Annotated in this window: 26 protein-coding genes; 11 read left to right on the top strand and 15 right to left on the bottom strand. The window is 65.7% G+C overall.

Going from position 1 to position 22,929, the window contains the following annotated elements; translation table 11 throughout:
• The 6 genes from recQ to argC all read right to left on the bottom strand — a co-directional run.
• Positions 1–1,588 (bottom strand): DNA helicase RecQ (gene recQ / locus PYV55_RS12175; RefSeq protein WP_275851567.1); only part of this gene is annotated, 1,588 nt, incomplete at its 3' end.
• Between the two features lie 108 nt (positions 1,589–1,696).
• Entirely contained in the window at positions 1,697–2,341 is a 645-nt protein-coding gene (locus tag PYV55_RS12180) for a protein phosphatase CheZ (protein ID WP_275851569.1), read from the bottom strand.
• Complete coding sequence (gene cheY / locus PYV55_RS12185; RefSeq protein WP_144729772.1) at positions 2,338–2,733, bottom strand: chemotaxis response regulator CheY; 396 nt, start codon at positions 2,731–2,733, stop codon at positions 2,338–2,340. Before cheY ends, PYV55_RS12180 begins: the two co-directional genes overlap by 4 nt.
• Positions 2,734–2,807: 74 nt before the next feature.
• Entirely contained in the window at positions 2,808–3,746 is a 939-nt protein-coding gene (gene motB / locus PYV55_RS12190) for a flagellar motor protein MotB (protein ID WP_275851573.1), read from the bottom strand.
• 51 nt (positions 3,747–3,797) lie between these two features.
• On the bottom strand, positions 3,798–4,658 hold the full coding sequence (gene motA, locus PYV55_RS12195) for a flagellar motor stator protein MotA (protein ID WP_275851576.1): 861 nt from the start codon (positions 4,656–4,658) through the stop codon (positions 3,798–3,800).
• A 431-nt stretch (positions 4,659–5,089) separates the two neighbouring features.
• A complete protein-coding gene (argC, locus tag PYV55_RS12200; protein ID WP_275851580.1) occupies positions 5,090–6,022 on the bottom strand; it encodes an N-acetyl-gamma-glutamyl-phosphate reductase in 933 nt (310 codons plus the stop codon).
• Positions 6,023–6,177: 155 nt separating this feature from the next.
• On the opposite strand from argC, the gene sucC reads away from it, so the two are divergent.
• From sucC to PYV55_RS12255, 11 genes are all read left to right on the top strand, one after another.
• A complete protein-coding gene (sucC, locus tag PYV55_RS12205) occupies positions 6,178–7,341 on the top strand; it encodes an ADP-forming succinate--CoA ligase subunit beta (protein ID WP_275851583.1) in 1,164 nt (387 codons plus the stop codon).
• Positions 7,342–7,392: 51 nt separating this feature from the next.
• The gene (gene sucD, locus PYV55_RS12210; RefSeq protein ID WP_275851586.1) at positions 7,393–8,292 is read left to right on the top strand and encodes a succinate--CoA ligase subunit alpha; all 900 of its coding nucleotides are present in this window, start codon (positions 7,393–7,395) and stop codon (positions 8,290–8,292) included.
• 100 nt (positions 8,293–8,392) lie between these two features.
• Positions 8,393–9,085 (top strand): TerC family protein, encoded by a 693-nt coding sequence (locus tag PYV55_RS12215; RefSeq protein WP_275851588.1) that lies wholly within the window; start codon positions 8,393–8,395, stop codon positions 9,083–9,085.
• A 48-nt stretch (positions 9,086–9,133) separates the two neighbouring features.
• The gene (locus PYV55_RS12220; protein ID WP_275851591.1) at positions 9,134–9,967 is read left to right on the top strand and encodes a Stp1/IreP family PP2C-type Ser/Thr phosphatase; all 834 of its coding nucleotides are present in this window, start codon (positions 9,134–9,136) and stop codon (positions 9,965–9,967) included.
• 70 nt (positions 9,968–10,037) lie between these two features.
• Positions 10,038–10,637 (top strand): FHA domain-containing protein, encoded by a 600-nt coding sequence (locus PYV55_RS12225; RefSeq protein ID WP_275851594.1) that lies wholly within the window; start codon positions 10,038–10,040, stop codon positions 10,635–10,637.
• 53 nt (positions 10,638–10,690) lie between these two features.
• Complete coding sequence (locus PYV55_RS12230) at positions 10,691–10,987, top strand: hypothetical protein (RefSeq protein WP_275851597.1); 297 nt, start codon at positions 10,691–10,693, stop codon at positions 10,985–10,987.
• Between the two features lie 197 nt (positions 10,988–11,184).
• Positions 11,185–11,343 carry a nucleotidyl transferase AbiEii/AbiGii toxin family protein gene (locus PYV55_RS12235; RefSeq protein WP_275851599.1) on the top strand — a complete coding sequence of 53 codons (159 nt, stop codon included), beginning with the start codon at positions 11,185–11,187 and terminating at the stop codon, positions 11,341–11,343.
• The gene (locus PYV55_RS12240) at positions 11,325–11,564 is read left to right on the top strand and encodes a hypothetical protein (protein WP_275851601.1); all 240 of its coding nucleotides are present in this window, start codon (positions 11,325–11,327) and stop codon (positions 11,562–11,564) included. The genes PYV55_RS12235 and PYV55_RS12240 overlap by 19 nt, the downstream gene beginning before the upstream one ends.
• Before the next feature lie 222 nt (positions 11,565–11,786).
• Positions 11,787–12,281, top strand: coding sequence for a pilin (locus PYV55_RS12245; RefSeq protein ID WP_275851603.1), 495 nt, complete (start codon positions 11,787–11,789; stop codon positions 12,279–12,281).
• A gap of 84 nt (positions 12,282–12,365) precedes the next feature.
• Positions 12,366–14,072 carry a PglL family O-oligosaccharyltransferase gene (locus tag PYV55_RS12250; protein WP_275851605.1) on the top strand — a complete coding sequence of 569 codons (1,707 nt, stop codon included), beginning with the start codon at positions 12,366–12,368 and terminating at the stop codon, positions 14,070–14,072.
• A gap of 346 nt (positions 14,073–14,418) precedes the next feature.
• Positions 14,419–14,844, top strand: a complete 426-nt coding sequence (locus PYV55_RS12255) for a putative toxin-antitoxin system toxin component, PIN family (RefSeq protein ID WP_275851607.1) — start codon at positions 14,419–14,421, stop codon at positions 14,842–14,844.
• A gap of 53 nt (positions 14,845–14,897) precedes the next feature.
• Here the strand turns inward: PYV55_RS12255 and PYV55_RS12260 are convergent, their stop codons facing one another.
• The 9 genes from PYV55_RS12260 to PYV55_RS12300 form a co-directional block, all read right to left on the bottom strand.
• Positions 14,898–15,566 (bottom strand): DUF4351 domain-containing protein, encoded by a 669-nt coding sequence (locus tag PYV55_RS12260; protein ID WP_345803595.1) that lies wholly within the window; start codon positions 15,564–15,566, stop codon positions 14,898–14,900.
• Entirely contained in the window at positions 15,556–15,984 is a 429-nt protein-coding gene (locus PYV55_RS12265) for an Rpn family recombination-promoting nuclease/putative transposase (protein WP_275851609.1), read from the bottom strand. The genes PYV55_RS12260 and PYV55_RS12265 overlap by 11 nt, the downstream gene beginning before the upstream one ends.
• Positions 15,985–16,000: 16 nt before the next feature.
• Positions 16,001–16,528 carry an RES family NAD+ phosphorylase gene (locus PYV55_RS12270; RefSeq protein ID WP_275851612.1) on the bottom strand — a complete coding sequence of 176 codons (528 nt, stop codon included), beginning with the start codon at positions 16,526–16,528 and terminating at the stop codon, positions 16,001–16,003.
• Positions 16,525–16,896 (bottom strand): antitoxin Xre/MbcA/ParS toxin-binding domain-containing protein, encoded by a 372-nt coding sequence (locus PYV55_RS12275; protein ID WP_275851615.1) that lies wholly within the window; start codon positions 16,894–16,896, stop codon positions 16,525–16,527. Before PYV55_RS12275 ends, PYV55_RS12270 begins: the two co-directional genes overlap by 4 nt.
• A gap of 167 nt (positions 16,897–17,063) precedes the next feature.
• Positions 17,064–17,771, bottom strand: a complete 708-nt coding sequence (locus tag PYV55_RS12280; protein ID WP_275851617.1) for a response regulator — start codon at positions 17,769–17,771, stop codon at positions 17,064–17,066.
• 36 nt (positions 17,772–17,807) lie between these two features.
• Positions 17,808–20,060 carry a sensor histidine kinase gene (locus PYV55_RS12285; RefSeq protein ID WP_407066799.1) on the bottom strand — a complete coding sequence of 751 codons (2,253 nt, stop codon included), beginning with the start codon at positions 20,058–20,060 and terminating at the stop codon, positions 17,808–17,810.
• Positions 20,061–20,212: 152 nt separating this feature from the next.
• Entirely contained in the window at positions 20,213–20,869 is a 657-nt protein-coding gene (locus tag PYV55_RS12290; RefSeq protein WP_275851622.1) for a DUF4390 domain-containing protein, read from the bottom strand.
• Positions 20,820–22,244: a 16S rRNA (cytosine(967)-C(5))-methyltransferase RsmB gene (gene rsmB, locus PYV55_RS12295; RefSeq protein ID WP_275851625.1), complete on the bottom strand. Its 1,425-nt coding sequence runs from the start codon at positions 22,242–22,244 to the stop codon at positions 20,820–20,822. Before rsmB ends, PYV55_RS12290 begins: the two co-directional genes overlap by 50 nt.
• 44 nt (positions 22,245–22,288) lie before the next feature.
• Positions 22,289–22,867, bottom strand: coding sequence for a LemA family protein (locus tag PYV55_RS12300; RefSeq protein WP_275851628.1), 579 nt, complete (start codon positions 22,865–22,867; stop codon positions 22,289–22,291).
• Between the last annotated feature and the right edge of the window lie 62 nt (positions 22,868–22,929).

The raw sequence follows: 22,929 nt of genomic DNA on the forward strand, positions 1-22,929 counted from the left end.
CGGGCGCGGCGCTCGCGGCGCGCAGTTGCACCGCGCGCTCGCCGCGCAGCACGGCGCGCGAGCCTTCGGTCAGGCACAGCGTGTCCACGCTGCGGCCGCCTTCAAGCAGCACCTTGTGCACGCCCACCGCGCCCAGCGCCAGCAGCTGGCGCAGCACGCCGCGCAGCTGCGCTTCGCTGAACTCGGCGCCTATGCCGAAGGTGGAAAGCCGCTCGTGCCCGAACTGTTCCACCTTTTCCGTCTTGCGCCCGCGCACGATGTCCAGGATGTGGCCCACGCCAAAGCTGATGCCGCTGGCCTGCTGCGCGCGGTAGATGGCCGAGAGCAGCTTGCGCGCGGCCTCGGTGGCGTCCCACACTGCGGGCGGCGCGAGGCAATTGTCGCAATTGCCGCAGGGCGTGGCCGCTTCGCCGAAGTAGCCCAGCAGGCGCACGCGGCGGCAGTCGGTGGCTTCGGCCAGCGCCAGCAGGGCGTCGAGCTTGCCGCGCAGCGTTTGCTTGAACGCCTCCGCGGCGGGGCTTTCGTCGATCATGCGGCGCTGGTTGACCACGTCCTGCAGGCCATAGGCCATCCAGGCGTCGGCGGGCAGGCCATCGCGGCCCGCGCGGCCGGTTTCCTGGTAGTAGCCCTCGATGTTCTTGGGCATATCGAGGTGCGCGACGAAGCGCACGTCCGGCTTGTCTATGCCCATGCCGAAGGCGATGGTGGCGACCATCACCAGCCCCTCTTCGCGCAGGAATCGATCCTGGTGTTGCTGGCGCACCGCGTGCGCCAGGCCCGCGTGGTAGGGCAGCGCGGGGATGCCGGCCTCTTGCAGCAAGGTGGCGACTTCTTCGACGCGCCGGCGCGACTGGCAATAGACGATGCCGGCCTCGCCCGCGTGCTCCTGGCTGATGAAGCGCAGCAGCTGCGCGGTCGGGTCCTTTTTTTCGACGATGCGGTAGCGGATGTTGGGGCGGTCGAAGCTGCTCACGAACTGGCGCGCGCTTTCGAGCTGCAGGCGTTCGACGATGTCGGCGCGCGTGAGCGCATCGGCCGTGGCGGTGAGGGCGATGCGTGGCACCTCGGGGTAGCGCTCGTGCAGCAGCGCGAGTGCGCGGTATTCGGGGCGAAAGTCGTGCCCCCACTGGCTCACGCAGTGCGCCTCGTCGATCGCGAACAGGCTCAGGTGCCCCTCGTGGTAGAGGCTGTCGAGCAGGCCCAGAAAGCGGGGCGTGTTGAGCCGCTCGGGCGCCACGTAGAGCAGCGTGAGCGCGCCGGCGAGCAGACGCAGCTCGACCTCCTGCGTGGCTTGGAAGTCCTGCGTCGAGTTGAGGTACGCGGCCTCGACGCCTGCTTCGTGCAGCGCGCCGACCTGGTCGTGCATGAGCGCGATCAGCGGCGAGACCACGATGGCCACACCGCGCCCCTGCCGCTGACGCACGATGGCCGGAATCTGGTAGCACAGCGATTTGCCGCCGCCCGTGGGCATGAGCACCAGCGCATCGCCGCCGGCGATCACGTGCTCGACGATGTCCTGCTGCGGGCCGCGGAACTGCTCGTAACCGAAGACCTCGTGCAGGACGCTGTGCGCGCAAAGGGATGACACTATATATTTAGGAGCTATGAGCGCTTACCAGATAAGCGCTATAGGCTTATTTTTGCATACATTGGCGCAGCCGAAAATTGGAATCTGACCCCAATTTTCTGCGCCTTTTCAAAAACCAAGGCTGGCCAGCAAGTCATCCACTTGCGATTGGCTGGTCACGACGTCGGGCGTGTGCTCGGGGTCCACCACCGGGCCGGGCAGGTGCGGGCGCTCGGTTTGCGCCGGCATGGCGGGCATGGGGGCATCCGCCGGCGCCGTCTGGATCAGCAACTCCACCAGCTGCCGCTCCAGCGTCGCCGTGAGGTTGACGACGCGCGCAATCACCTGGCCCGTGAGGTCGTGAAAATCCTGCGCCATCATGATTTCGGTCAGGTGCGTGTCGGCCTCCTGGGCAAACCGCTCCATGTCCAGCAGGTAGTTCATCACCTCGCCCTTGGCGACGGCGGCCACGGGGTCTTTGATCAGCAGCGCCTTGACGCGCAGCGTTTGCGCCGTGATGTGATCGTTTTGCGCCTTGGCCTGCTCGACGTGGCTGAGCACCTTTTCGGCAGCCTCCCCCGTGAGCCGGGCGATGTAGGACAGCCGGCTTTGCGCGTCGGGCAGCTCGCCCATGGAACTGCGCAGCCGATCGGCAAAACCGAGCTCGTTGAGCGCGTCGTGCAACTGGCGCGCGAGGCGGCCGATTTTGTGGTGGACGTCGTCCGCGCTGCCCGCAGCATCCGCTGCGCCAGCGCCATCGTCAGGCGCCGTCATGCTTTGCCCAGCCCCATCTTCTGCAGAATCAGGCCCACCTTTTCTTCCAGCGTGGCCTTGGTGAAGGGCTTGACGATGTAGCCCGCTGCACCGCCCTGCGCCGCGGCCACGATGTCTTCCTTGCGCGCCTCGGCGGTCACCATGAGCACGGGCAGATGCTTGAGCTGCTCGTCCTTCTTGATTTCCTTGAGCAGTTCGAAGCCGTTCATGTTGGGCATGTTGATGTCGGTGACGACGAAATCGAACTTGCTGCTGCGCAACTTGTTGAGCGCGGCCACGCCGTCCTCGGCCTCGTCGGCGTCGGGGTAGCCGCTCTCCTTGAGCAGATTGCGCACGATGCGGCGCATCGTGGAAAAATCATCGACGATCAAAAAACGAAGGGCATGGCTCACGTCGGGGACCCTTTCGGTCAGGAATGGCGCAGGATGGCCAAGATGGTTAAACGCACCGCTATTGTGACAACTCGTTACGGCTGCGCGGTCGAGGCGGGATTTTCGCTCTTTTGCGCCGCCAATTCTGCCGCAGGCACGATCACAGGTTTTTTGTTCAGCAGGCGCTCTTCGGCCTCGTGCGTGAGCACCGTGATGGTGATGCGCCGGTTGAGCGGCGCGCGCGGGTTGTCGGGCTCGAGCAGGTCGCTGGCCGCAAGCCCCACCACGCGCGCAAGCTTGGCCTCGGGCATGCCGGCTGCGATCAGCTCGCGCCGTGCGGCGTTCGCGCGGTCGACCGAGAGCTCCCAATTGCTGTAGCCGCGCTCGCCGTTGGTGTAGGGTGTGGCGTCGGTGTGGCCCGCCAGGCTGATGCTGGTGTCCACGTCGCTCAGCGCTGCGCCGATCGCATGCAGGATGTCGCGCATGTAGGGCTTGACCACGGCGCTGCCGCTGTCGAACATGGGGCGGTTCTGCTCGTCCACGATCTGCACCTGCAGGCCGTCGGGCGTCAGGTCTATGCGGATCTGCGAACGGTATTCGTTGAGGCGCGGGTTGGCAGTGATCGCGGCGTCCAGGCGCTTTTGCAGTGCCTTGATGCGCGCGGTGTCGTCGCGCGCGCGCCCGACGTGGGGCGTATCGACATTGCGAGTGGGGTCCTTGTCCGCCTTGGCATCCGCGCGCCGCACCTGGCCGTGCACCTTGGACAAGTCGTTGCCCCCGCCGGGAATGATGCTCGAACTGTTGCCCGCCCCGCTGCCGCCCGACATCGACAGCTTGAGCGGCGAACTGAAGTAGTCTGCGATGCCCTTGCGGTCGCCCTCGGTGGTCGATCCCAGCAGCCACATCACGAGAAAGAACGCCATCATGGCCGTCATGAAATCGGCGTAGGCGATCTTCCAGGCGCCGCCGTGCGCCGCGTGGCCGCCCTTCTTGACGCGCTTGATGATGATGGGCTGGAGTTTCTTGTCGGCCATGGCGTGGTCTGTCAGCAGAAAACCGCAGGTCGATGAGGCAGTGGCACGGCTTTATTTCTTGCCGCGCACGTGGTTTTCGAGCTCGGCAAAATCCGGCCGATCTCCCGAAAACAGCACCTTGCGGCCAAACTCTATGGCCGTTGCCGGGTTGTAGCCCTGCATGCTCGCCAGCAGCGTGCTCTTGATGCACAGCAGCTCTTTGCCGGCATCTTCCACCTTCTGCTCGATCAGCGCCGCCAGTGGCTCGACAAAGGCGTAGGCCAGCAAAATCCCCAGAAACGTGCCCACCAATGCGGACCCGACCATGGCCCCGAGCACCGCAGGCGGCTGCCCCACCGAGCCCATGGTGTTCACCACGCCCAGCACCGCGGCCACGATACCGAACGCCGGCAAGCCCCCCGCCACACGGTTGAGCGCGGCCACGGGCGCATGCACTTCTTCGTGGTGGGTGTCGATCTCGTTGTCCATCAGCGATTCGATCTCATGCGCATTGAGGTTGCCCGACACCATCATGCGCAGGTAGTCGGTCGTGAACTCGATCACATGGTGGTCTTTGCCCACGGTGGGATATTTGCTGAAAACTTCCGACTCCTGCGGCGCGTCCACGTCTTTTTCGATCGCCATCAACCCTTCCTTGCGGGCCTTTTGCAAAATTTCGTAGAGCATGGACATGAGCTCCAGATAGCGCGCCTTGGTGTATTTGGAACTCTTGAGCACGCCGCCCAGCGCCTTGAGTGTGGCTTTGACGACCTTGGGCTGGTTGCTCACCAAAAACGCCCCCACGGCCGCGCCGCCTATGGTGGCCAGCTCAAAGGGCAGCGCGTGCAGCACCACCATGATGTTCCCGCCGTGCAATATGAACACGCCGAAAACGCACACCAGGCTGAGAACATAACCAATGATGACGAACATGCGGGCTGAAGGAGGTCGGGGGCTATGGCAACGGCGCCGGCGCGCACGCCGCCCAAGCCAGCAGCATGCAACAAGCCCGAATGTATCGGATCAATGCGCTCTCATTGCTATGAAAACAAGGGATTTACCCGGCATTTCGCGGCCTGCACCACGAACCCGGGTTATTCCAGCAGCCGGACGACAAAACCGCCAGATTTTAGGTATTTTTGGCCTCTAGGAGCCTGTCGGACTTTGGGCGTCGAAAGCGAGAATGGGCCCCAGCGAGGCCAGTTTTTGCCGGATTCGCCGCCCCATAGCGGGACTATGGGGCAAGAAGACGGTAAAAAATGGGCCGCTGCGGCGCATTCGCAGCCGACGCTTCCAAAGTCCGACAGGCTCCTAGCCATTGATATGCAAGCACAAGCAGCTATCAATATAAAAGCAACAGAGACTCAACAACCCAGCATCAGCTGCAAATTCTGCACCGCCGCGCCGCTCGCGCCCTTGCCCAGGTTGTCCAGGCGCGCGACCAGCACCGCCTGGCGCTCGGCCTCGTGGGCATACACGCGCAGCTCGAGCCGGTTGGTGTCGTTCACGGCCACCGCGTCAAGCCGGCCGTCCGGCGTGGGCGGCAGCACCTGCACCCACTGCGCCGGCGTGTTGCTGCGCGCGTAGTGGCTGGCAAGCGCGTCGTGCAGGTCGCTCGCCCTGGGCGCGCCGGGCAACAAGTCCAGGTGCAGCGGCACCTGCACCAGCATGCCCTGGCGAAAGTTGCCCACGCTGGGCACGAAGATCGGGCGGCGCGTAAGGCCGGCGTAGCGCATGATCTCGGGCAGGTGCTTGTGCTGCAGTGTGAGCGCGTAAAGCTCGAACGGCGCCGCCGTGCCCTGCTCATACGCCTCGATCATGCTGCGCCCGCCGCCCGAATAGCCGCTCACGGCAGGCAGCGCAAGCGCAAAGTCCGGCGGCACCAGCCCCGCGTCCACCAGCGGGCGCAGCAGCGCGATCGCGCCGGTCGCATAGCAACCGGGGTTCGCCACACGCTGCGCCGCGCGCACGGCATCTGCCTGGCCCGCCACCAGTTCAGGAAAGCCGAACACCCAGCCCGGCGCCGTGCGGTGCGCGGTGCTCGCGTCGATCACCTTGATCGTGCGGCCCGTGGCGGCCTCAGCCTGCTCGACCAGGGCCACGCTCTCGCGCGCCGCGTCGTCGTGCAGGCACAGCACCACCAGGTCCGCCTCGGCCAGCAGCGCGCGCTTGGCCGCCGGGTCCTTGCGCTGCTCGGGCGCGATGCTCAGCAGCGCGATCTGCGGCATGGCCTGCAGGCGCTCGCGGATTTGCAGGCCCGTGGTGCCGGCCTCGCCGTCTATGAATACCTTGAACATGAACCTTCCTTCCAGATGCGTTTTGCCTTCGCGGGCGCACAAATGATGCGCCGCAGCATGATACATTCGCCAGTTGCCATGTCCCTTGTCACTGACAGCCTGTGGTTCTTGGCTCGACAGACGGGCTGTTGTCATCCTTCCCTGAGAGAGGCCTCATGAAGATTCACGAATACCAAGCCAAGGAAATCCTGCGCAATTTCGGCGTGACCGTGCCGCGCGGCATTCCTGCCTTCACGGTGCAAGAAGCCGTCGAAGCCGCGCAAAAGCTCGGCGGCCCGGTCTGGGTCGTCAAAGCGCAAATTCACGCCGGCGGGCGCGGCAAGGGCGGCGGCGTCAAGCTCGCCAGGAGCGTTGACCAGGTCAAAGAGCTTGCCAGCCAGATTCTGGGCATGCAGCTCGTCACGCACCAAACCGGCCCCGAAGGGCAAAAAGTGCGGCGCCTCTACATCGAAGAAGGCGCAGACATCCAGAAAGAGTATTACGTCTCGCTGCTGACCGACCGCGCCACGCAGAGCGTGGCCTTCATCGCCTCGAGCGAAGGCGGCATGGACATCGAGGAAGTGGCCCATTCCACGCCCGAAAAAATCATCACCGAATACATCGACCCGCTCGTCGGCCTGACCGATGCGCAAGCGCGCAAGATCGCCGCCGGCATCGGCCTGCCCGAAGCCTCCATGGCGCAGGCCGTGGACATGTTCCAGAAGCTCTATAAATGCTACATGGACACCGACGCCTCGCTGGTCGAAATCAACCCGCTCAACCGCGACAGCCAGAACCGCCTCATCGCGCTCGACGCCAAGTTCAACTTCGACGACAACGCGCTCTTTCGCCACCCTGAAGTCGTGGCCCTGCGCGACCTCGACGAAGAAGACCCGGCCGAAGTCGAAGCCTCCAAGTTCGACCTCGCCTACATCAGCCTCGACGGCAACATCGGCTGCCTGGTCAACGGCGCGGGCCTGGCCATGGCCACCATGGACACCATCAAGCTCTTTGGCGGCGAGCCGGCCAACTTCCTTGACGTGGGCGGCGGCGCCACGGCAGAAAAAGTCACCGAAGCCTTCAAGATCATGCTCAAGAACCCCAAGGTCAAGGGCATTCTGGTCAACATCTTCGGCGGCATCATGAAGTGCGACACCATCGCCACCGGCGTGATCACCGCCTGCAAGGCCGTGAACCTTTCGGTGCCACTGGTCGTGCGCATGAAGGGCACCAACGAAGAACTCGGCAAGAAAATGCTCGCCGAATCGGGCCTGCCCATCATCCCCGCCGACACCATGGCCGAAGCCGCGACCAAGATCGTGGCTGCGGTGGCCAAGTAAAAACAAAAGGCGCGGGCGCACACTGCCGCATCAGCAAGATCAGGAAAAGCCATGTCGATCTACATCAACAAAGACACCAAAGTCATCACCCAGGGCATCACCGGCAAGACCGGCCAGTTCCACACCGAAAAATGCCAGGAATACGCCAACGGCAAAAACTGCTTCGTCGCCGGCGTGAACCCCAAAAAGGCCGGTGAGTCGATTTTCAACATCCCCATCTACGCCTCGGTCAAAGAGGCCGCGCAGCAGACCGGCGCTACCGTCTCGGTCATCTACGTGCCCCCGGCCGGAGCCGCCGAAGCCATCTGGGAAGCCGTCGAGGCCGACCTGGACCTCGTGGTCTGCATCACCGAGGGCATCCCCGTGCGCGACATGCTCGTCGTGCGCAACAAAATGAAGGCCAAGGTCGCCGCCGGCGGCAAAGAGACTTTGCTGCTCGGCCCCAACTGCCCCGGCCTCATCACCCCTGACGAGATCAAGATCGGCATCATGCCCGGCCACATCCACCGCAAGGGCCGCGTCGGCGTGGTCAGCCGCTCGGGCACGCTCACCTACGAAGCCGTGGCCATGCTCACCGAAGTGGGTCTGGGCCAGTCGAGCGCCGTGGGCATTGGCGGCGACCCGATCAACGGCCTCAAGCACCTCGACGTGATGAAAGCCTTCAACGACGACCCCGAAACCGACGCCGTCATCATGATCGGCGAGATCGGCGGCCCCGACGAAGCCATCGCCGCGCGCTGGTGCAAGGAAAACATGCAAAAACCCATCATCGGCTTCATCGCCGGCGTCACCGCCCCGCCCGGCAAGCGCATGGGCCACGCGGGCGCGCTCATCGCAGGCGGCGCCGACACGGCCGAGGCCAAGCTCGCCGTGATGGAAGAATGCGGCTTCATCGTCACGCGCAACCCCTCCGAGCTCGGCAAACTCGCCAAGGCGGCACTCAAGAAGTAAGCACTTCCCCGCCCTGGTTCATCCCCAAGCGCCCGCAACTTCGGTTCCGGGCGCTTTGTTTTGTGTTACAAAGTCCTGACGAAATTCTGAAAAATCTGTCATGGAGTCCCTGCAAACCGCCGCCTTCTGGCTCGGTCTGTTCAAGATCGTCTGGATCAACATCATCCTCTCGGGCGACAACGCCGTGGTGATTGCGCTCGCCGCGCGCACGCTGCCTGCGCCGCAGCAAAAAAAGGCCGTCTTCTGGGGCTCGGGCGCTGCCGTGGTGCTGCGCATCGCACTCACCGTGGTCGCGGCCAGGTTGCTTGGCCTTGCATACCTGCAAATCGTCGGCGGCTGCCTGCTGCTGTGGATAGGCCTGCAGTTGCTGCGCGATGAAGAGGCGGAAGGCGAAGACTCCGCCGCCCGCAGCCACAGCCACCTGTTCGGCGCCATACGCACCATCCTCATCGCCGACCTGGTCATGAGCCTGGACAACGTCATCGGCGTGGCCGCCGCCGCGCAGGGCGATTTGCTGCTGCTGGCGCTCGGCCTGGCCGTGAGCATTCCGCTCGTCATCTTCGGCAGCAGCTTCATGATCCGGCTCATGGCGCGCTTTCCGATGATCGTCGTGCTTGGCGCGGGCCTGATCGGCTGGGTCGGCGGCGAGACCATCGCCAGCGACGTGGCGCTGCACGACTTCAGCGCAAGCCACCCCGCACTGCACTACCTCGCCGCCGCGCTGGGCGCAGCCCTGGTGGTGGGCGTGGGCAGGCTCTGGCAAGGCCGCACCCCGCCGCCTGCCGGCACCTGAACCGCGCCCCGCCGCCACACGCACGCACCCAGCCCCCACGCCGCCGCCATGCGCTACGACTTTGCTACCCGCACCGACCGCGGCCGGGTGCGTCCCAACAACGAGGACGCCGCCGCCTTCGACCGCGCCACCCAGCTCGCGCTGCTTGCCGACGGCATGGGCGGCTACAACGCCGGCGAAGTCGCCAGCGCCATGGCCATCGCCACGGTGCGCGCCGACATCGCCCAGTGGCATGCCCAGGCCGGCCCGCTGGCATCGGCCGAGGGGGCGCGCGCCGCCCTGCAGGCCAGCATCGGCCACGCCAACCACCGCATCTGGCACGCAGCACACACCCAGCCCGCCTGTGCGGGCATGGGCACCACCTTCGTGGCGGCGCTGTTCGTGCGCCAGCAGCTCGTCCTCGCGCACATTGGCGACTCGCGCTGCTACCGCCTGCGCGCGGGCACGCTGCAGCAGCTCACGCGCGACCACTCCTGGCTGCAAGAGCAGATCGACGCCGGCCTGCTCACCCCCGCGCAGGCCGCCACCCTGGGCATGCGCAACCTGATCACACGCGCCCTGGGCAGCGAGCCGCATGCCGCGGCCGACATCAACGAATTCACCGTCGCGGAGCACGACCTGTACCTGCTGTGCTCGGACGGCCTGACCGACATGGTTGCCGACGCCGAACTGGCCGAAATCCTGCGCGCCCCCATGCCGCTCACTGAAAAAACCGCCCTGCTCATAGACAGCGCCAACGCACACGGCGGGCGCGACAACATCAGCGTGCTGCTGGTGCAGGCCAAGGTCGGCGCCCGCATCGGAACCAAGGTCGCGGGGGCCGTTCGTGCCAAGGCCGGCGCCGCCAAACGCGGTATCCTCACACGCTGGCGTTCCGCCTGACACCCTGGCCCAGGCCGCCGCAGCCGCACACCACCTATACGACACACAAAAACCATCAGGAGCCCAAGCCATGCCGCGCGTGATCATTGCCATCGACGGTCTCATGACCCGCGAAGTGCCGCTGACCAAGGAATACACCACCGTAGGCCGCAGGCCCTACAACGACATCGTGATCGACAACCTGGCGGTGAGCGGCGAACACGCCGTGCTGCAACTGCAGGGTGGCGAGGTCGCCATCGAAGACCTGGGCAGCACCAACGGCACCTACGTCAACGGCAAGCCCGTGCGCCGCAGCCCGCTGCGCCATGGCGACACGGTGCAGGTGGGCAAATACACGCTGCGCCTGCTCGAAGACAACAACCCCACCCCCTTGCGCCCCTCCGCCATGGCACCACTGCCAGAGCCCCTGCCCACGGCCAGCGTGCGCGTGCTCTCGGGCGCCGCCGCAGGGCGCGAAATGGTGCTGCAAAAAGTCGTCACCACGCTGGGCAAGCCGGGCGTGGGCGTGGCCTCGATCACGCGCCGCAGCCAGGGCTTCATGCTCGCCCACGTGGACGGCCCCGAGGCGCCCCGGCTCAACGGCACCCCCCTAGGCAACGCGCCCGTGCTGCTGCGCAGCGGCGACCAGCTGGAGCTGGCGGACACGCAGATGGTGTTCGATCTGCGCTGACGGCGCCGCAGCCGCCCCAACTTCCCCGCAGCCACCCCCGCAGCACGCGCCCCATGCCTGCCATCCCACCCGCAGTCCTGCAGCCCCTGGCGCGCAAATACCTTTGGTGGAAAACGCCGCAAGAGGCACTGGCCATCCCCGAGCGCGTCATTGCCCAAGTGATGAACCTTGGCGACTGGGCCGACGTGCAATGGCTCACCGCGCAAGTCGGCGACGACGTGCTGCGCGAAGTCCTGACGCACGCGCAGCCCGGGCAGTTCAATGCGCGCTCGTGGGCCTACTGGCACTATCGCCTGGGCCTGAGCGAGCCGCAACAAGTGCCCGCCTTGCCGCAACGCCGGTTTGCATGATGCGCACCTTCAAGCCCCACCTCGAAATTCTGCCGCCCGAGCAGCGCGCATTGTGGCCTCAGAGGCTGAGAGTTTTTCGGCCGTGGCCGAAAGGGGCATCAAAACGCCACCGATCGAGGCGCAAAGCGCAGCCATAGCTCGGGCTATGGCGAGCATTTGCAACGATGAGCGGGGGTGTTTTGGTGTGCAAGGCGGCCATGGACGAAAAACTCTCAGCCTCTAAGTTGCGCCCCGCCCCGGCGATGGGCTTCGCGCTTTACGGCGGCACCGCCATCGCATTGCGCCTGGGGCATCGCCAATCGGTGGACTTCGACTTTTTTCAGCCAAGGCACTGGCCATGCTCAACGCTGGCGTGAGCCTGGCGCAAGGCTTGGCCGCTGCGCGCCTGCTTTTCGGCCCGAACTTTCAGCCCAGCGAAAGCCTGAAAGCACTGGTCTATCACGAAGACGGCGACCTGCACACCCTCACGCCCGCAGAAAAGCGCACCCTCATCCATGCGGCGAAGGCAGTGCGCGAGCTGCCAGAGGTCACACGCACTGCCGCAAACCTTTGCAGCCCCCGTGCGGCCACCGAATGAACGCACGCTCCTGTCACCGGCGCCCGCCTGCAGCCCCACAAAGAACTTTCTTGTGTAACAAAATTGTCGGTGTGCCGCACCCCTATCTTGACGCAAGTCAGCGTTGGGCCCCTGCGGTGCGGCAAAACCCCGCGCAGCTCGGTGGCGCGGGCATGGCACGATTGCTGCATGGTTGCTGGCGTCAGGTTTTTTTCCTTTCTTTCCTTCCACCAGGAGTTTTTCATGAAGCGTTCTGTTCAGCAGGGTTTTACCCTCATCGAATTGATGATCGTCGTCGCGATCATCGGCATCTTGGCGGCCGTGGCGCTGCCGGCGTACCAGGATTACACCAAGCGCGCAAAGATGTCTGAAGTGATTCTGGCGGCTTCGGCCTGCCGCACTATGATCACTGAGGTGTATCAATCTGCCGCTAGCTCCGCCAACATTCCGTCCGCCGGTACGTGGGGCTGCGAAGTGTCGAGCACTTCTGGCAGCAAGTATGTCCAGCAAGTTGACACAACTGCCGACGGCGTAATTACCGTTACCGCACGTGGCTTCAACGATGCGACCATTGATGGGATGACCGTTGTTCTTACCCCTTATGCAGACGCTGCGGGCACGGACACCATGGACCACACCAACGACGTAGGCAAACCAATCGCCATGTGGAAATGCGGCCCAGGCGCTGCTGGCGTTGGCGTTCCCGCCAAATTCCTGCCAGGTTCCTGCCGAGGCTGATCTTTGCTGAGCGCATCGACGAAACGCCCCCTCGGGGGCGTTTTCTTATTCCGCGCCAGTTTCTGGGCGGGCTGCGCCTGGGCCTTGCTCATCGGCTGCTGGCTCAACGCGAGCCACTACCGACCGTGGCTGAACTTCCAGTCCGAGTTCATGGCCTTTGCGGGGGTGGCGCTGCTGTTCGCCACATTGGCGTGGCAGGCTCGCCCTGCCACGCTGGCATTGCCGGCCGCAGCCTGGTTCGCGCTGGCCTTGCTGGTCATTCCCTTGCTGCAATGGGCCACGGGCTTGCTGTTCTTTGGCGGAGACTTCTGGCTCGCACTGATTTACCTCGCCGGCCTGGCTGCTGCCATCGCCAGCGGCTATTTGAAGGGCCGCGAGGCCAGGCACATGGCCGACGCGGGCTTGTTTGGCGCCCTTCCATTTGGCATCTTCCTGTGGCTGCCTGCAGTCCTTTCGGCCTTGATCGGTGTGCTGCAATGGTTGGATTACTCTGTCATCCTCGGCACCTGGGCCAATCACGACGAGATCGGCGCGCGCCCCATGGGCAACATAGCCCAGACCAACCAGATGGCCACGCTGCTTTTGATGGGGGCATGCGCGGTGTGGCACGACTTCGAGGCCGGCAAACTGGGACGTTTTGCCACGGCGCTTGTGCTCATGCTGCTCACCGTCGTGATGGTGTTCACACAATCGCGCACCGGCTTGCTCAGCGCCAGCGTACTGGCATTTTTCCTGTTCTGGCGCCTGCGCCGACAGGCAATCTCTGTATTCAAGACCCCGGCTTGGCTGCCGCTGGGCTGGCTGGGCGTTGTGTGGCTTGCCAGCGCGCTAGTACCTTGGGTCAATGAAGCGCTGCTGCTTGGTGGAAACCGCAACATTGCATTGATGGACCCGAACAGCCGGCAGGTGCTCTGGGCACAGATGTGGTACGCCATTACCCAATCGCCGTGGTGGGGCTATGGCTGGAACCAAACGGCCACCGCCCACAACGTAGGCGCCTTGGGCCACCCTGGCGAACTGACCTACAGCTATGCCCACAATCTGGTGCTCGACCTCACTGCCTGGTGCGGCGTTCCTCTGGGTATCGCCATCTCGCTGGCCCTCGCATACTGGCTGCTGACCCGGCTCCGGCGCGTGCAGGGCACCATGGGCATTGCCGCCATGGCGGCTTTGTTGCCTTTTACGGTGCACAGTCTGCTCGAATTTCCCTTTGCTTATGGATATTTTCTGGCTACAGCAGGCATCTTGATCGGCCTGGTGGAAGCGCACCTCGATCGCCCGCCACGAACGGCACCCGTCTCGGCCCGCACGGCATTGATCTGCGCGGCCTTGTACGCCGCGCTGGGCCTGGTCATCACCCACGACTACATCGGCGCGGAAAAGGAATTTGCCGTGGTGCGCTTCAATGGCATGCGCATCGGCAAAGTGCCGCCAGACCACGAATTCCCCAAAATTCTGGTGCTCAATCAACTCGATGCGATGCTGCGTGCCGGCTGGCTTCAACCCACGCCCGGCATGCCCGCCCAGCAGATCGAGTTGCTACGCAAGGTGGCCAAGCGCTTCCCTTATGGCGCATTGGGGTATCACTATGCACTGGCCTTGGCTCTCAATGGGAACCCTGCTGCGGCAGCCGAACAGCTGCGCGTCATGCACGGCATGTACGGCGACAAGTACTACCAAGCGCTGCTGCTAGCCCTGCAAAACCTTCAGATGACGCGCTACCCGCAGCTGCGGGCACTTGGGCTATGGCAATCGAACGCGGCGGCAAGCGTGGGCAGCGGAGAAATTTGACCTATCACCGAAAATCAAACCCGGGCGATGCCACTGCTGCCCGCCCGGCGCATAGTCTCACCCGCGCGAAAGCACGGGTCTTTGGGGCATTCATGGACTGCGCCGCTGCAGGGAAATTCCACGGTAGCGAGACGGCACCGACAGGGTAGTTTTGACCTCATTTCCGGCCTCAAGGCGCTTGCAGACGGCATCGAAAGCTCCTGTAAAGATAGTAATTTGCGACCCGTACCGCTGCCAACCTTGATTGCCCCAAAAATCGCCAGCCCGCTTTCGACAACTGCAGGCGCCCGGCGACGGGAGGTTCGACACGAAGTCCGTATGGCCGTGCGGCCGTGCGAATGGGTGAATGGGCGTCCCGCGCGTTGTCCTCGACATCCACTGCCTGGTATCGGCCCTGATTTTTTCGCGGGGCAAGTTTGCCTGGCTGCGGGAGGCCTGGCAGGCCAGGCGCTTCATCCCTTTGGCCAGCCGCGACACGGTCAGCGAGTTGCTGCGCGTTCTCGCATATCCCAAATTCAAACTGGGTCAGGACGAGCAGGTGGCACTGCTGGCTGAGTTCCTGCCGTTCGTGGATACCGTCAAGGTCGAGACGACGCCTGCGGGGCTGCCAGAGATTCGTGACGCTGACGACGTGATCTTCTTGGCACTCGCTGCCGTGGCCGATGCCGATGCCCTGGTGAGTGGCGACGGCGACATTCAGGCGGTCAGGTCGCAGTTTCGCATTCCTGTCCTTTCAGTGGCCGAGTTCGCCGACTGGCTGCAGGGCCACTGAAACGACCTGTCCGCAATGGGTGGATGAGCGGTTGTAGCGGCAGCGCTACGCCCTCAGGGGCGAAAGACTTCCTCCAGGCTGGCGGCATCCAATACGCGGTCGCCCCACTGTTCCAGCTGCGCTGCCGTCGCCCCGGCGATCCGCCCGACGATGTCGCTGGGCAAAGTGCCAAAACGGCGCGTCAACAGGCGCTGCAGCAGGAGGGCTTCGCCCTTCTCGATGCCCTTCTCGATGCCCTTCTCGACACCTTTCTCTATGCCTTTTTCAAGCCCTTTTTGCTCGTACTTCTGAGCCCATTGGTCAAAGCGTTCAGCCAGCGTCATTTTCAACTCCTTCAAGTCTTGCACCTTGGGCAGCACCAGAGTGTGCTTGCTCTGGCGCAAGAGTACCGCATGGATCCAGATCGCAAAAGTGCGCTTGAGCTCCGCATTGCCTTGCAGCATGTCGTTGAGCACGTCGATCAGCTTCAGCAGCGCTTGTTCGTTTTCCGGGTGCTCGAAGCGGATGATGGCTGCCACAAGGTTTTTCAGCTCCGCAAGGTCCGCTTCGGCGTACTGGTTTTCGTCGATCAGCAGGTATTCGAGCTTGGGCAGATATTGGGACACCAGGCCGGGGACTTTGGGGATCAGCGTGGCGATGTCGGTGGCGGCCGTCCATTTGGCGTCGCCGTTGTAGAGCACGATGGGCAGCACGGGCGGCAGCCTTTTGCCTTCAACCCAGATTGTCCATTAGGCGGTGCTGCGCACCTACGCGGGCGCTGGCGGGCGCCTGACAGTCATTTTGGCCACGGCTTCGTCGTTCGTGGCACCACCACGAACTCCTCACCCGCAACCAAACTGCCTTGTCAGCCGCCTCGCCATCATCCCGCGTCCTAATGGACAATCTGGGTTCAAGCGCTTCGCCGCGGCGGATCAGGTCTTGGTACAGCAGGCCCACGTAGGTCATGATGCGCACGGCCATCCAGGCATCGACGCTGCTTTGGAATTCGATCAGCAGGTACAGGTAGATCCACTCGCCGTCGGCCTTGACGCGCCAGACGACGTCGTCGGCGCGCTGGCGCAGGTCGTCGGTGATGTAGCTGCCGGGCATTTTCTCGAGCGTGGAGCAGGGCGGATTCAAATCCGCCCCCGAATTTCTCACGAGGGCGCCCGGCCGCTTACCGAAGCGCGATTTTCCCCAGGGCGCCGTCGGGGTCGTACACGCGCAATTGATCGAGAGGCCGGGACGAACTCCGATAGACCACCAGATTGAGGCCTCCGGAGCGGGCCTGCGAGGGAAACAGGATTCCGTCCAGCCCCTCGGCAATGACATCGTCAGCCATGTACCAGGAGGGCGGCTCCACGGACTTGCCGAACCACTCCGTCCGCCAGTCCACTGGAAAATCGGCCCACAGCGGCGGCCAGTTCGCCGGGTCGAAGCCGGCGCTGAGGTCAGCGACCCGCAAGCCACGGACGAAAAAAGTGCAGATCGTGCCCGGCCGCAGCCAGGGGTTGTCCTGCTTGTACTCCGCCAGGGCGGTGCTTTCGTCCAGCGACAGATAAAGCGCCTCCTGCCCCGGTCGGTTGAAGCGACCGCCCTGGCGGGCAGCGCCCATCCCGGACAGCGGCGTGCCGGCGTAGGCTGGAGAGATGACGCGGTAGCAGGCTTCGTCCTTGTCCTCGCCGAGCGTGATGGCCAGGATCATCCCGCAGCGCCGCCCGCCAGCGATTCCAGGTAGGCGATGAGCGTATCGGCTCGCCCGTCCTGGATCAGGGCATCTGCCGTTTTGTAGCCAAAGGCGCGCAGCGGCTCGTTGCGCAGCAGGAATGCTGCACGCTTTTCATCGCCGGTCATCTCGGTGGCCGCGGCCAGCACCCGCACCATGTCCTGCAGATACTTCTGCAACTGGGGGGCCTGGGGCCTGGCGGTCGGGGTGTTGCGATGGACGTGTGCGCGCTCGGCCAGTTCCTGTACCTTGAAGCCGAAAAAATCCCCGATCCGGGCCGGCGACAGGTAAGGCGTGTCCGGCTCGCGGAACTGCTCGGCGAAGGGTTGTTGCAGCACGGTGCTCATGGCGCCAACTTTATGCAATGAATATGCACCTATTTTGCACCCAATACACTCCATGCGCAACCTCCACCTCTCTCGTGCTGGCGATCCCCAAGTCCACGCACCTGTCGGCAGCGAACGCCGTATCGTGAGCCAAAGGTGCGCAGCACTGCCTAATGGGCAATTCGGGCTCAATACCCGCGCTTGCCGCGCCCCAGTTCCACGCCCAGTTGGCGCAGCTTGCGGTAGAGGTGGGTGCGCTCCAGGCCGGTTTTTTCGGCCACGCGGGTCATGGAGCCGCCTTCGCGTGCCAGGTGGAATTCGAAATACGCTTTTTCGAATTGGTCGCGTGCCTCGCGCAGGGGCCGGTCGAGGTCGAAGCCCTGGTGGCCTGTGGGGGCAGACTCGGTCCGGGTGGCAGGTGTAACTTCGGCAGGCCCGCTGGCTGTGGGCAGGCCCGGCTGCGCGGGTTGCGACGTTGGGGCGGTCTGCGCCGCGAGGGGTGCTGTGGCGGCGGGCGCTTGCGGGGGGCGCAGGCCCTGGGTCAGGCCCTGCTCTACGGCCTTGAGCAGTTTTTGCAGCGTGATGGGCTTTTCAAGGAAGGAAAAGGCGCCGATGCGCGTCGCATCCACGGCGGTGTCTATGGTGGCGTGTCCGCTCATCATGATCACGGGCATGGTGAGCCGGCCGCCCATGGCCCACTCTTTGAGCAGCGTCACGCCGTCGGTGTCTGGCATCCAGATGTCCAGCAGCACGAGGTCGTAGCCATTGTTGGCGCGCAGGGCGCGGGCCTGGGTGGCGTTTTCTGCCAGGTCGACGCTGTGGCCTTCGTCGTTGAGGATTTCCGACAAGAGCTCGCGAATGCCGAGCTCGTCATCGACCACCAAAATGTTTGCCATGGATGTGAAGCACCTCGAAAGGATGTGGCATTGTTGTCACGACGCCACGGAAACTGTCGTGGCGAATGATAGCGACACTTGGGCGCCGCGCACCACGCCCTCCTCGACGCGGTTGGACAGCTCGATGCGCGCGCCGTGTTCGTCGGCGATTTTTTTGACCACGGCCAGGCCCAGGCCGGTGCCGCGCGGCTTGGTGGTGACGTAGGGCTCGAAGGCGCGCTGCAGGATGTGCTGCGCAAAGCCGGGGCCGCTGTCGAGCACGTTCAGGCGCACGCGGCGCGAGGATTCGTTCCAGCGTGTGACGATGCGCACGGGCGGCGGTGGCGCCTGGCCGCTCGCGGCCTGCAAGGTGGCGTCTTGCGCGTTTTGCAGCAGGTTGTGCACCACCTGGCGCAGCTGCTGCGCGTCGCCCGCAATGGGCGGGCAGCGCGGGTCCAGGTCTGCCTGCACGGGGACGGTGGCGTTTTCCTCGCCGTACAGCTGCAGCAGCTCGCTCACCAGGGCGTTCAGGTCCAGCGGCTGCAGCTCGGCCGAAGGCAGGCGCGCGTAGTTGCGGAATTCGTTCACGAGCCGTTTCATGGCGTCCACCTGCTCGACGATGGTCTTGACCGATTTGGCCACGATGGCCTGCTCTGGCGGCGCCAGCTTGCCCTCGAGCTTCATGGCCAGCCGCTCGGCCGAGAGCTGGATGGGAGTGAGCGGGTTCTTGATCTCGTGCGCCAGGCGGCGCGCCACTTCGCCCCAGGCCTGCGCGCGCTGGGCCGAGGCGATGTCGGTGATGTCGTCGAAAACGAGCAGGTGCGCGCCACCCGGCAGCACGGCGCCGCGCAGGATCAGACTGATGGGGTGCTGCACCGTGCCGCCGGCAGCGTCATGCAGCTCGAAGGGCTGCTGCCAGTGGCCGGCGGGCCGTGCGTCGGATGCATTGGGCGCATTGGGCGCGTCGGATGCGGCGTGCTCGGCCTGCAGGGCGTCGAACTGCGCCTGCACGGCAGCCGCCAGCCCTGCCAGCCCCGCCACCTGCGCGAGCGGCTGGTCGAGGTGCTCTGTCAGCGGCAGGCGCAGTATGCGCGACGCGCCGGGGTTGGCCGAGAGCATGGTGCCCTGCGCGTCGAGCACGAGCACGCCCGCGGTAAGGTTGTCCAGGATGGTCTGCAACTGGGTGCGTGCGGCATCGACCTCGCCCATGCTGCGCTCGACCGCGGCGCGCGCGTCCGCGAGCTGCTGCGTCATGAGCGCAAAGGAGCGCGTGAGGCCGCCGAGTTCGTCCTTGCCCTGCAGCGCGGCCTTGGGGCTGAGGTTGCCGGCGCCCACTTCGCGCACGCCTTCGGCAAGCACGAGCAGCGGGCGCACGAGCTGGTTGCCCAGCAGCACCGCAAGCACCACCGCGCCGAACACGGCCAGAAACAGGCTCAGGGTGAGCGTGCCCACGTACATGCGGCGCAGGCCGTCGCGCGCGAGGGCGCGCTCCTGGTATTCGCGGTTGGCCTCCTGCACGGCGATGGCGTTGGCGATAAGCGCGGGCGGCAAGGGGATGCTGGCCTGCAGGTAGCGCGGCTCTACGAGCAGGCCCACGCTGGGGCTGCTGACCAGTACGAGCACCTTGACGTTTGCGGGTGGCGGCGCGGTGACGCCGGGCGGGAGGTCATCCAGCCCCTCGATCTGCGTGGTCATGCGCTGTTCGTGTGCCAGGCGCAATTGCGCGGCGCTGGGGCGCTCGGGGTTCAGCTCGAAGCGCGACTGACCGGCGCTGGCCAGGGGGCGGCCCGCGGCGCTCCACAGCACCACGTCGGTGGCGCCGAGCTGGTCGCGGATGCGCTCGAGCACCAGCCCGGCGGCGGCGTCGGGCACCTGGGCCAGCTGGGCGCTGGCGCTGCGCGTTTTGGCGGCCATGTCGTTGGCCATGGCGTCGAGCGAGACGCGCGCCAGGCTCAAGCCCGCGGCGAGCGCGCCTTCGACCTTCACGTCGAACCAGCTTTCGATCGAGCGCGTGACGAACTGGTACGAGACGATGTAGATCAGCAGCCCCGGCACCAGGCCCACGAGCCCGAAAATGCCCGCGAGCTTGAACAGCAGCCGGCTGCCAAAGCGTTTGCGGCGCAGCCGCAGGCCCAGCCGCGCGGCCATCCACACGAGCACGAGCAGCAGCAGCACGGCCACGAGCACGTTGAGCCCGAACAGCCAGGGGTAGTGGCGTTCGTACAGCTCGCGGTTGTTCGTGGCCAGGGTGAGCAAAAACAGCAGCACCAGGCCGATGGCGACCACGATGGCCAGGCCCACACCCACCATCCAGCGCACGGCACGCGCCTGCCGCTGCGCCGCGCGCACCGAGGCGGAGGCGGCCGGGGTGTCCGCTGCGGCGGGGGCGGCGGGGGCAGTGGGGTCGGCGGTGGCGTCCGACTCGGTCTGCACCGGCGGGGGCGCTGGCTTGGGTGCGTGGCTCATGGCGCGGCTTCGGGCACGAAGCGCAGGCTGCGCTCGAGTTGCAAATTCCAGCCTGCCCGGCCCACGGCGCCGATCTGGAAGGGGCGCGGCAGCTGCGACAGGTCGAGCTGGAAGTGAAAGCGCAGCGTATGGCCTGCGCCCACTTCGATCGCGCTGGCGTCGGCGATCTTCCAGCGCGCAATGCGGCGCATTGCGGCGAGCGCATCGGCCAGGTCGTCGAAGCTCTGCCCCAGGGTGACGCCCAGGCCCGAATTGCCGAAGGGCGCGGGTGAGGTGTTCAGGCGCCACTTGCGCGTGAGCGGCTGGTAGCTGAGGCGCAGGTAGCGGCGCGCGTCCGCCACCTCGCGGTCGGACCAGTACCAGCGGTCGCGCAACACCTGCGCCTGCACCAGGAAAAACATGGGAATGCCCTTGCGCAGCGCGTCTTCGACCAGTTCGGGCAGGGCGAATTGCAGGGTGGCGCTCAGGTACAGCCCGTCTTCGGCGCGCTCCACGCGCAGTTCCTCGACTTCGCCCGCGGCTTGCTCGGCCCAGGCCTGCCCCTGCAGCAGCAGCGCACACAGCAGCGCGGCGCCCAGGCGCAATGCCCAGGCCCACAGCGCCTCAAGCGGGGGTTTTGTGGAACAAGGCGTAAAAAAATCCGTCGTGGTCATAGGGCAGCTCGTCCAGGCCAGACTGGGGATTGTCGGGGCCCGAGGGCAGCAAATGCCCGGGCGCGGGCAGCCGGCGCGCGTCTTTGTGGCGCGCAAGAAACATTTGCGCCTGGTCTTCCCCTTCGGCGCGAAATACCGAGCAGGTGCAATACAGCAGCCGGCCGCCCGGGCGCAGCAGGGGCCACAGCGCGTCGAGCAGGCGCCGCTGCTGGGCGGCAAGCTGGTCGATGTCGCTCGCGCGGCGCAGCCAGCGCACGTCGGGATGGCGGCGCACGATGCCCGAGGCGGTGCAGGGCGCGTCGAGCAAGATGGCGTCGAAAGGCAGGCCGGCGCAATGCTGCGGCCACCAGTCCTGCGGGCGCGCGGCGTCGGCCACGAGCACTTGCGCATGCAGGCCCAGCCGCTGCAGGTTGGCATGGATGCGTTCGCTGCGCGCCGCATCGACTTCCAGCGCCGTCACCTGCAGCGGAGCGCCGGGCGGCGCGAGTTCGAGCAGGTGCGCGGTCTTGCCGCCGGGCGCGGCGCAGGCGTCGAGCACGCGCAAGGACTGGAGTTGGGGCTGGAGTTGGGACTGGGCCAGGTCCAGCCCCTGCAGCAGCAGCGGCGCGGCCAGTTGCGCCCCGGCGTCCTGCACCGAGACCAGCCCCGCCTCGAAGCCCGGCAGCTTGTGCACGGGCACCGGATGGCGCAGCAGCAGAGCGCTTTCGGTCACCGCATCAGCTTCTATATTGATAGCTTGTAGTGCTTGCTGGTACTGCGTCAGCGTGCATTTTTGCTTGTTGATGCGCAGCGCCATGGGCGCCGCAGCGTTGTTGGCCTGCAGGATCTGCTGCCAATGCTGCGGATGGTCTTTTTGCAGGCGCTGCACCCACCACGGCGGGTGGTTCCAGCGCGCCAGCGGATCGGCGTCGGTCGCGGCCACCAGCGCGGCGCGCTCGCGCAAAAAGCGGCGCAGACAGGCGTTGAGGAAGCCCGCGTGCGCGCGCGTGGCGGGGTGGTGTTTCGCGGCTTCGACGGCCTGGTGCAGCAGGGTGTGCGGCGCGTAAGGGGAGGCGCCCTCCTGCCAGCCCAGGGCCAGCGCCGTGCACAGCAGCGCATCGACCGGCGGCGGCGGCCTGCGTGCGGCCAGTTGGCTGCGCAGCGCCTGCGCCCGCCCGAGCGCGCGCAGCACCTGGTACAGCAGGGCCTGCACGCCAGGGCGCATCTCGGGCGCCACTGCGGCGAGCACCGCCGTGCCCGAGCGGCCCGCCATGATGTCTTGCAGCGCGGCGGCGACGGCGCCCAGCTGCTGCCACAAGGCGACGCCGGGAACGTCGGGCACGTGCGCGCGCGTGCTCTGGGGCGCGCCTGCCTGTGCGCCTGCAGGCGCGGGCATGGGGGAACGTGGCCGCGTGGGCGCGTGCGATCGTTTGCCTGGGTTCATGGCTTGCCTTGCGAAAGGTGCCACTCCAGCGCGCGCGCCGCCTTGAAGCCAAACAGCCATGCCAGCAGCAGCGCGGGGAACTGCGCCATCGCCGCGTTGTAATGCTGCACCGCAGTGTGGAACTGTTGCACGCTGGCGCTGCTTTGCATCTGTTCTTCTTCCCAGCGCTGGCGCCAGAGCGCGCGTGGGCCGGTGGCGGCAGCCGCGGGCGCGTCCTTGCCCTCGGCTTCTGGCAGCTCGTGCAAAGCCGCGCCCCAGGCCGTACCCAGCACCTGCGCAGCCGTGGCGAGCGCCGCGATTTCCGCGGCATGCAATGGCGCGGCGCGCGCGGCGGCCAGGCAAATGGCGAACTGCGCCGCGGCGGCCTTCAGCACGGCATGCGCGGGCATGGCTTCACCGACAGGATTGGCGGCGCCGAATTCCTCCAGCAAGGCCAGCAGGCGAGCGCCGTGCGCGGCGATGCCGGCAAATGCCTGCGCCACGCCCGCGCGCAGGCGCACGAGGCGGTTGTAGGCGCCAACGGCCCAAAACAGCAAGGCGGCCGCGGCCAGCCAGAAAAGCGCAGACAAGGCCATGGGTGCAGGCTTGGAGCGGGGACTGAAAAAACGCCCCCGCCCGGCGAAAACCTTGGGACGGG

The organism is Extensimonas soli (assembly GCF_029211265.1).
In the GTDB taxonomy this organism is placed as follows: domain Bacteria; phylum Pseudomonadota; class Gammaproteobacteria; order Burkholderiales; family Burkholderiaceae_C; genus Extensimonas; species Extensimonas soli.

What these genes read in the sequence shown, in the direction of transcription:
- sucD (WP_275851586.1), top strand. Translation starts at nt 7,393, where the DNA reads ATGTCGATCTACATCAACAAAGACACCAAAGTCATCACCCAGGGCATC.
- PYV55_RS12285 (WP_407066799.1), bottom strand. Translation starts at nt 20,060, where the DNA reads ATGGTGGGTGTGGGCCTGGCCATCGTGGTCGCCATCGGCCTGGTGCTG.
- PYV55_RS12280 (WP_275851617.1), bottom strand. Translation starts at nt 17,771, where the DNA reads ATGGCAAACATTTTGGTGGTCGATGACGAGCTCGGCATTCGCGAGCTC.
- PYV55_RS12245 (WP_275851603.1), top strand. Translation starts at nt 11,787, where the DNA reads ATGAAGCGTTCTGTTCAGCAGGGTTTTACCCTCATCGAATTGATGATC.
- sucC (WP_275851583.1), top strand. Translation starts at nt 6,178, where the DNA reads ATGAAGATTCACGAATACCAAGCCAAGGAAATCCTGCGCAATTTCGGC.
- motA (WP_275851576.1), bottom strand. Translation starts at nt 4,658, where the DNA reads ATGTTCGTCATCATTGGTTATGTTCTCAGCCTGGTGTGCGTTTTCGGC.
- PYV55_RS12300 (WP_275851628.1), bottom strand. Translation starts at nt 22,867, where the DNA reads ATGGCCTTGTCTGCGCTTTTCTGGCTGGCCGCGGCCGCCTTGCTGTTT.
- PYV55_RS12225 (WP_275851594.1), top strand. Translation starts at nt 10,038, where the DNA reads ATGCCGCGCGTGATCATTGCCATCGACGGTCTCATGACCCGCGAAGTG.
- PYV55_RS12180 (WP_275851569.1), bottom strand. Translation starts at nt 2,341, where the DNA reads ATGACGGCGCCTGACGATGGCGCTGGCGCAGCGGATGCTGCGGGCAGC.
- PYV55_RS12215 (WP_275851588.1), top strand. Translation starts at nt 8,393, where the DNA reads ATGGAGTCCCTGCAAACCGCCGCCTTCTGGCTCGGTCTGTTCAAGATC.
- motB (WP_275851573.1), bottom strand. Translation starts at nt 3,746, where the DNA reads ATGGCCGACAAGAAACTCCAGCCCATCATCATCAAGCGCGTCAAGAAG.
- PYV55_RS12290 (WP_275851622.1), bottom strand. Translation starts at nt 20,869, where the DNA reads ATGACCACGACGGATTTTTTTACGCCTTGTTCCACAAAACCCCCGCTT.
- rsmB (WP_275851625.1), bottom strand. Translation starts at nt 22,244, where the DNA reads ATGCCCGCGCCTGCAGGCGCACAGGCAGGCGCGCCCCAGAGCACGCGC.
- PYV55_RS12220 (WP_275851591.1), top strand. Translation starts at nt 9,134, where the DNA reads ATGCGCTACGACTTTGCTACCCGCACCGACCGCGGCCGGGTGCGTCCC.
- PYV55_RS12230 (WP_275851597.1), top strand. Translation starts at nt 10,691, where the DNA reads ATGCCTGCCATCCCACCCGCAGTCCTGCAGCCCCTGGCGCGCAAATAC.
- PYV55_RS12275 (WP_275851615.1), bottom strand. Translation starts at nt 16,896, where the DNA reads ATGAGCACCGTGCTGCAACAACCCTTCGCCGAGCAGTTCCGCGAGCCG.
- PYV55_RS12235 (WP_275851599.1), top strand. Translation starts at nt 11,185, where the DNA reads ATGGACGAAAAACTCTCAGCCTCTAAGTTGCGCCCCGCCCCGGCGATG.
- PYV55_RS12240 (WP_275851601.1), top strand. Translation starts at nt 11,325, where the DNA reads ATGCTCAACGCTGGCGTGAGCCTGGCGCAAGGCTTGGCCGCTGCGCGC.
- argC (WP_275851580.1), bottom strand. Translation starts at nt 6,022, where the DNA reads ATGTTCAAGGTATTCATAGACGGCGAGGCCGGCACCACGGGCCTGCAA.
- PYV55_RS12270 (WP_275851612.1), bottom strand. Translation starts at nt 16,528, where the DNA reads ATGATCCTGGCCATCACGCTCGGCGAGGACAAGGACGAAGCCTGCTAC.
- PYV55_RS12255 (WP_275851607.1), top strand. Translation starts at nt 14,419, where the DNA reads ATGGGCGTCCCGCGCGTTGTCCTCGACATCCACTGCCTGGTATCGGCC.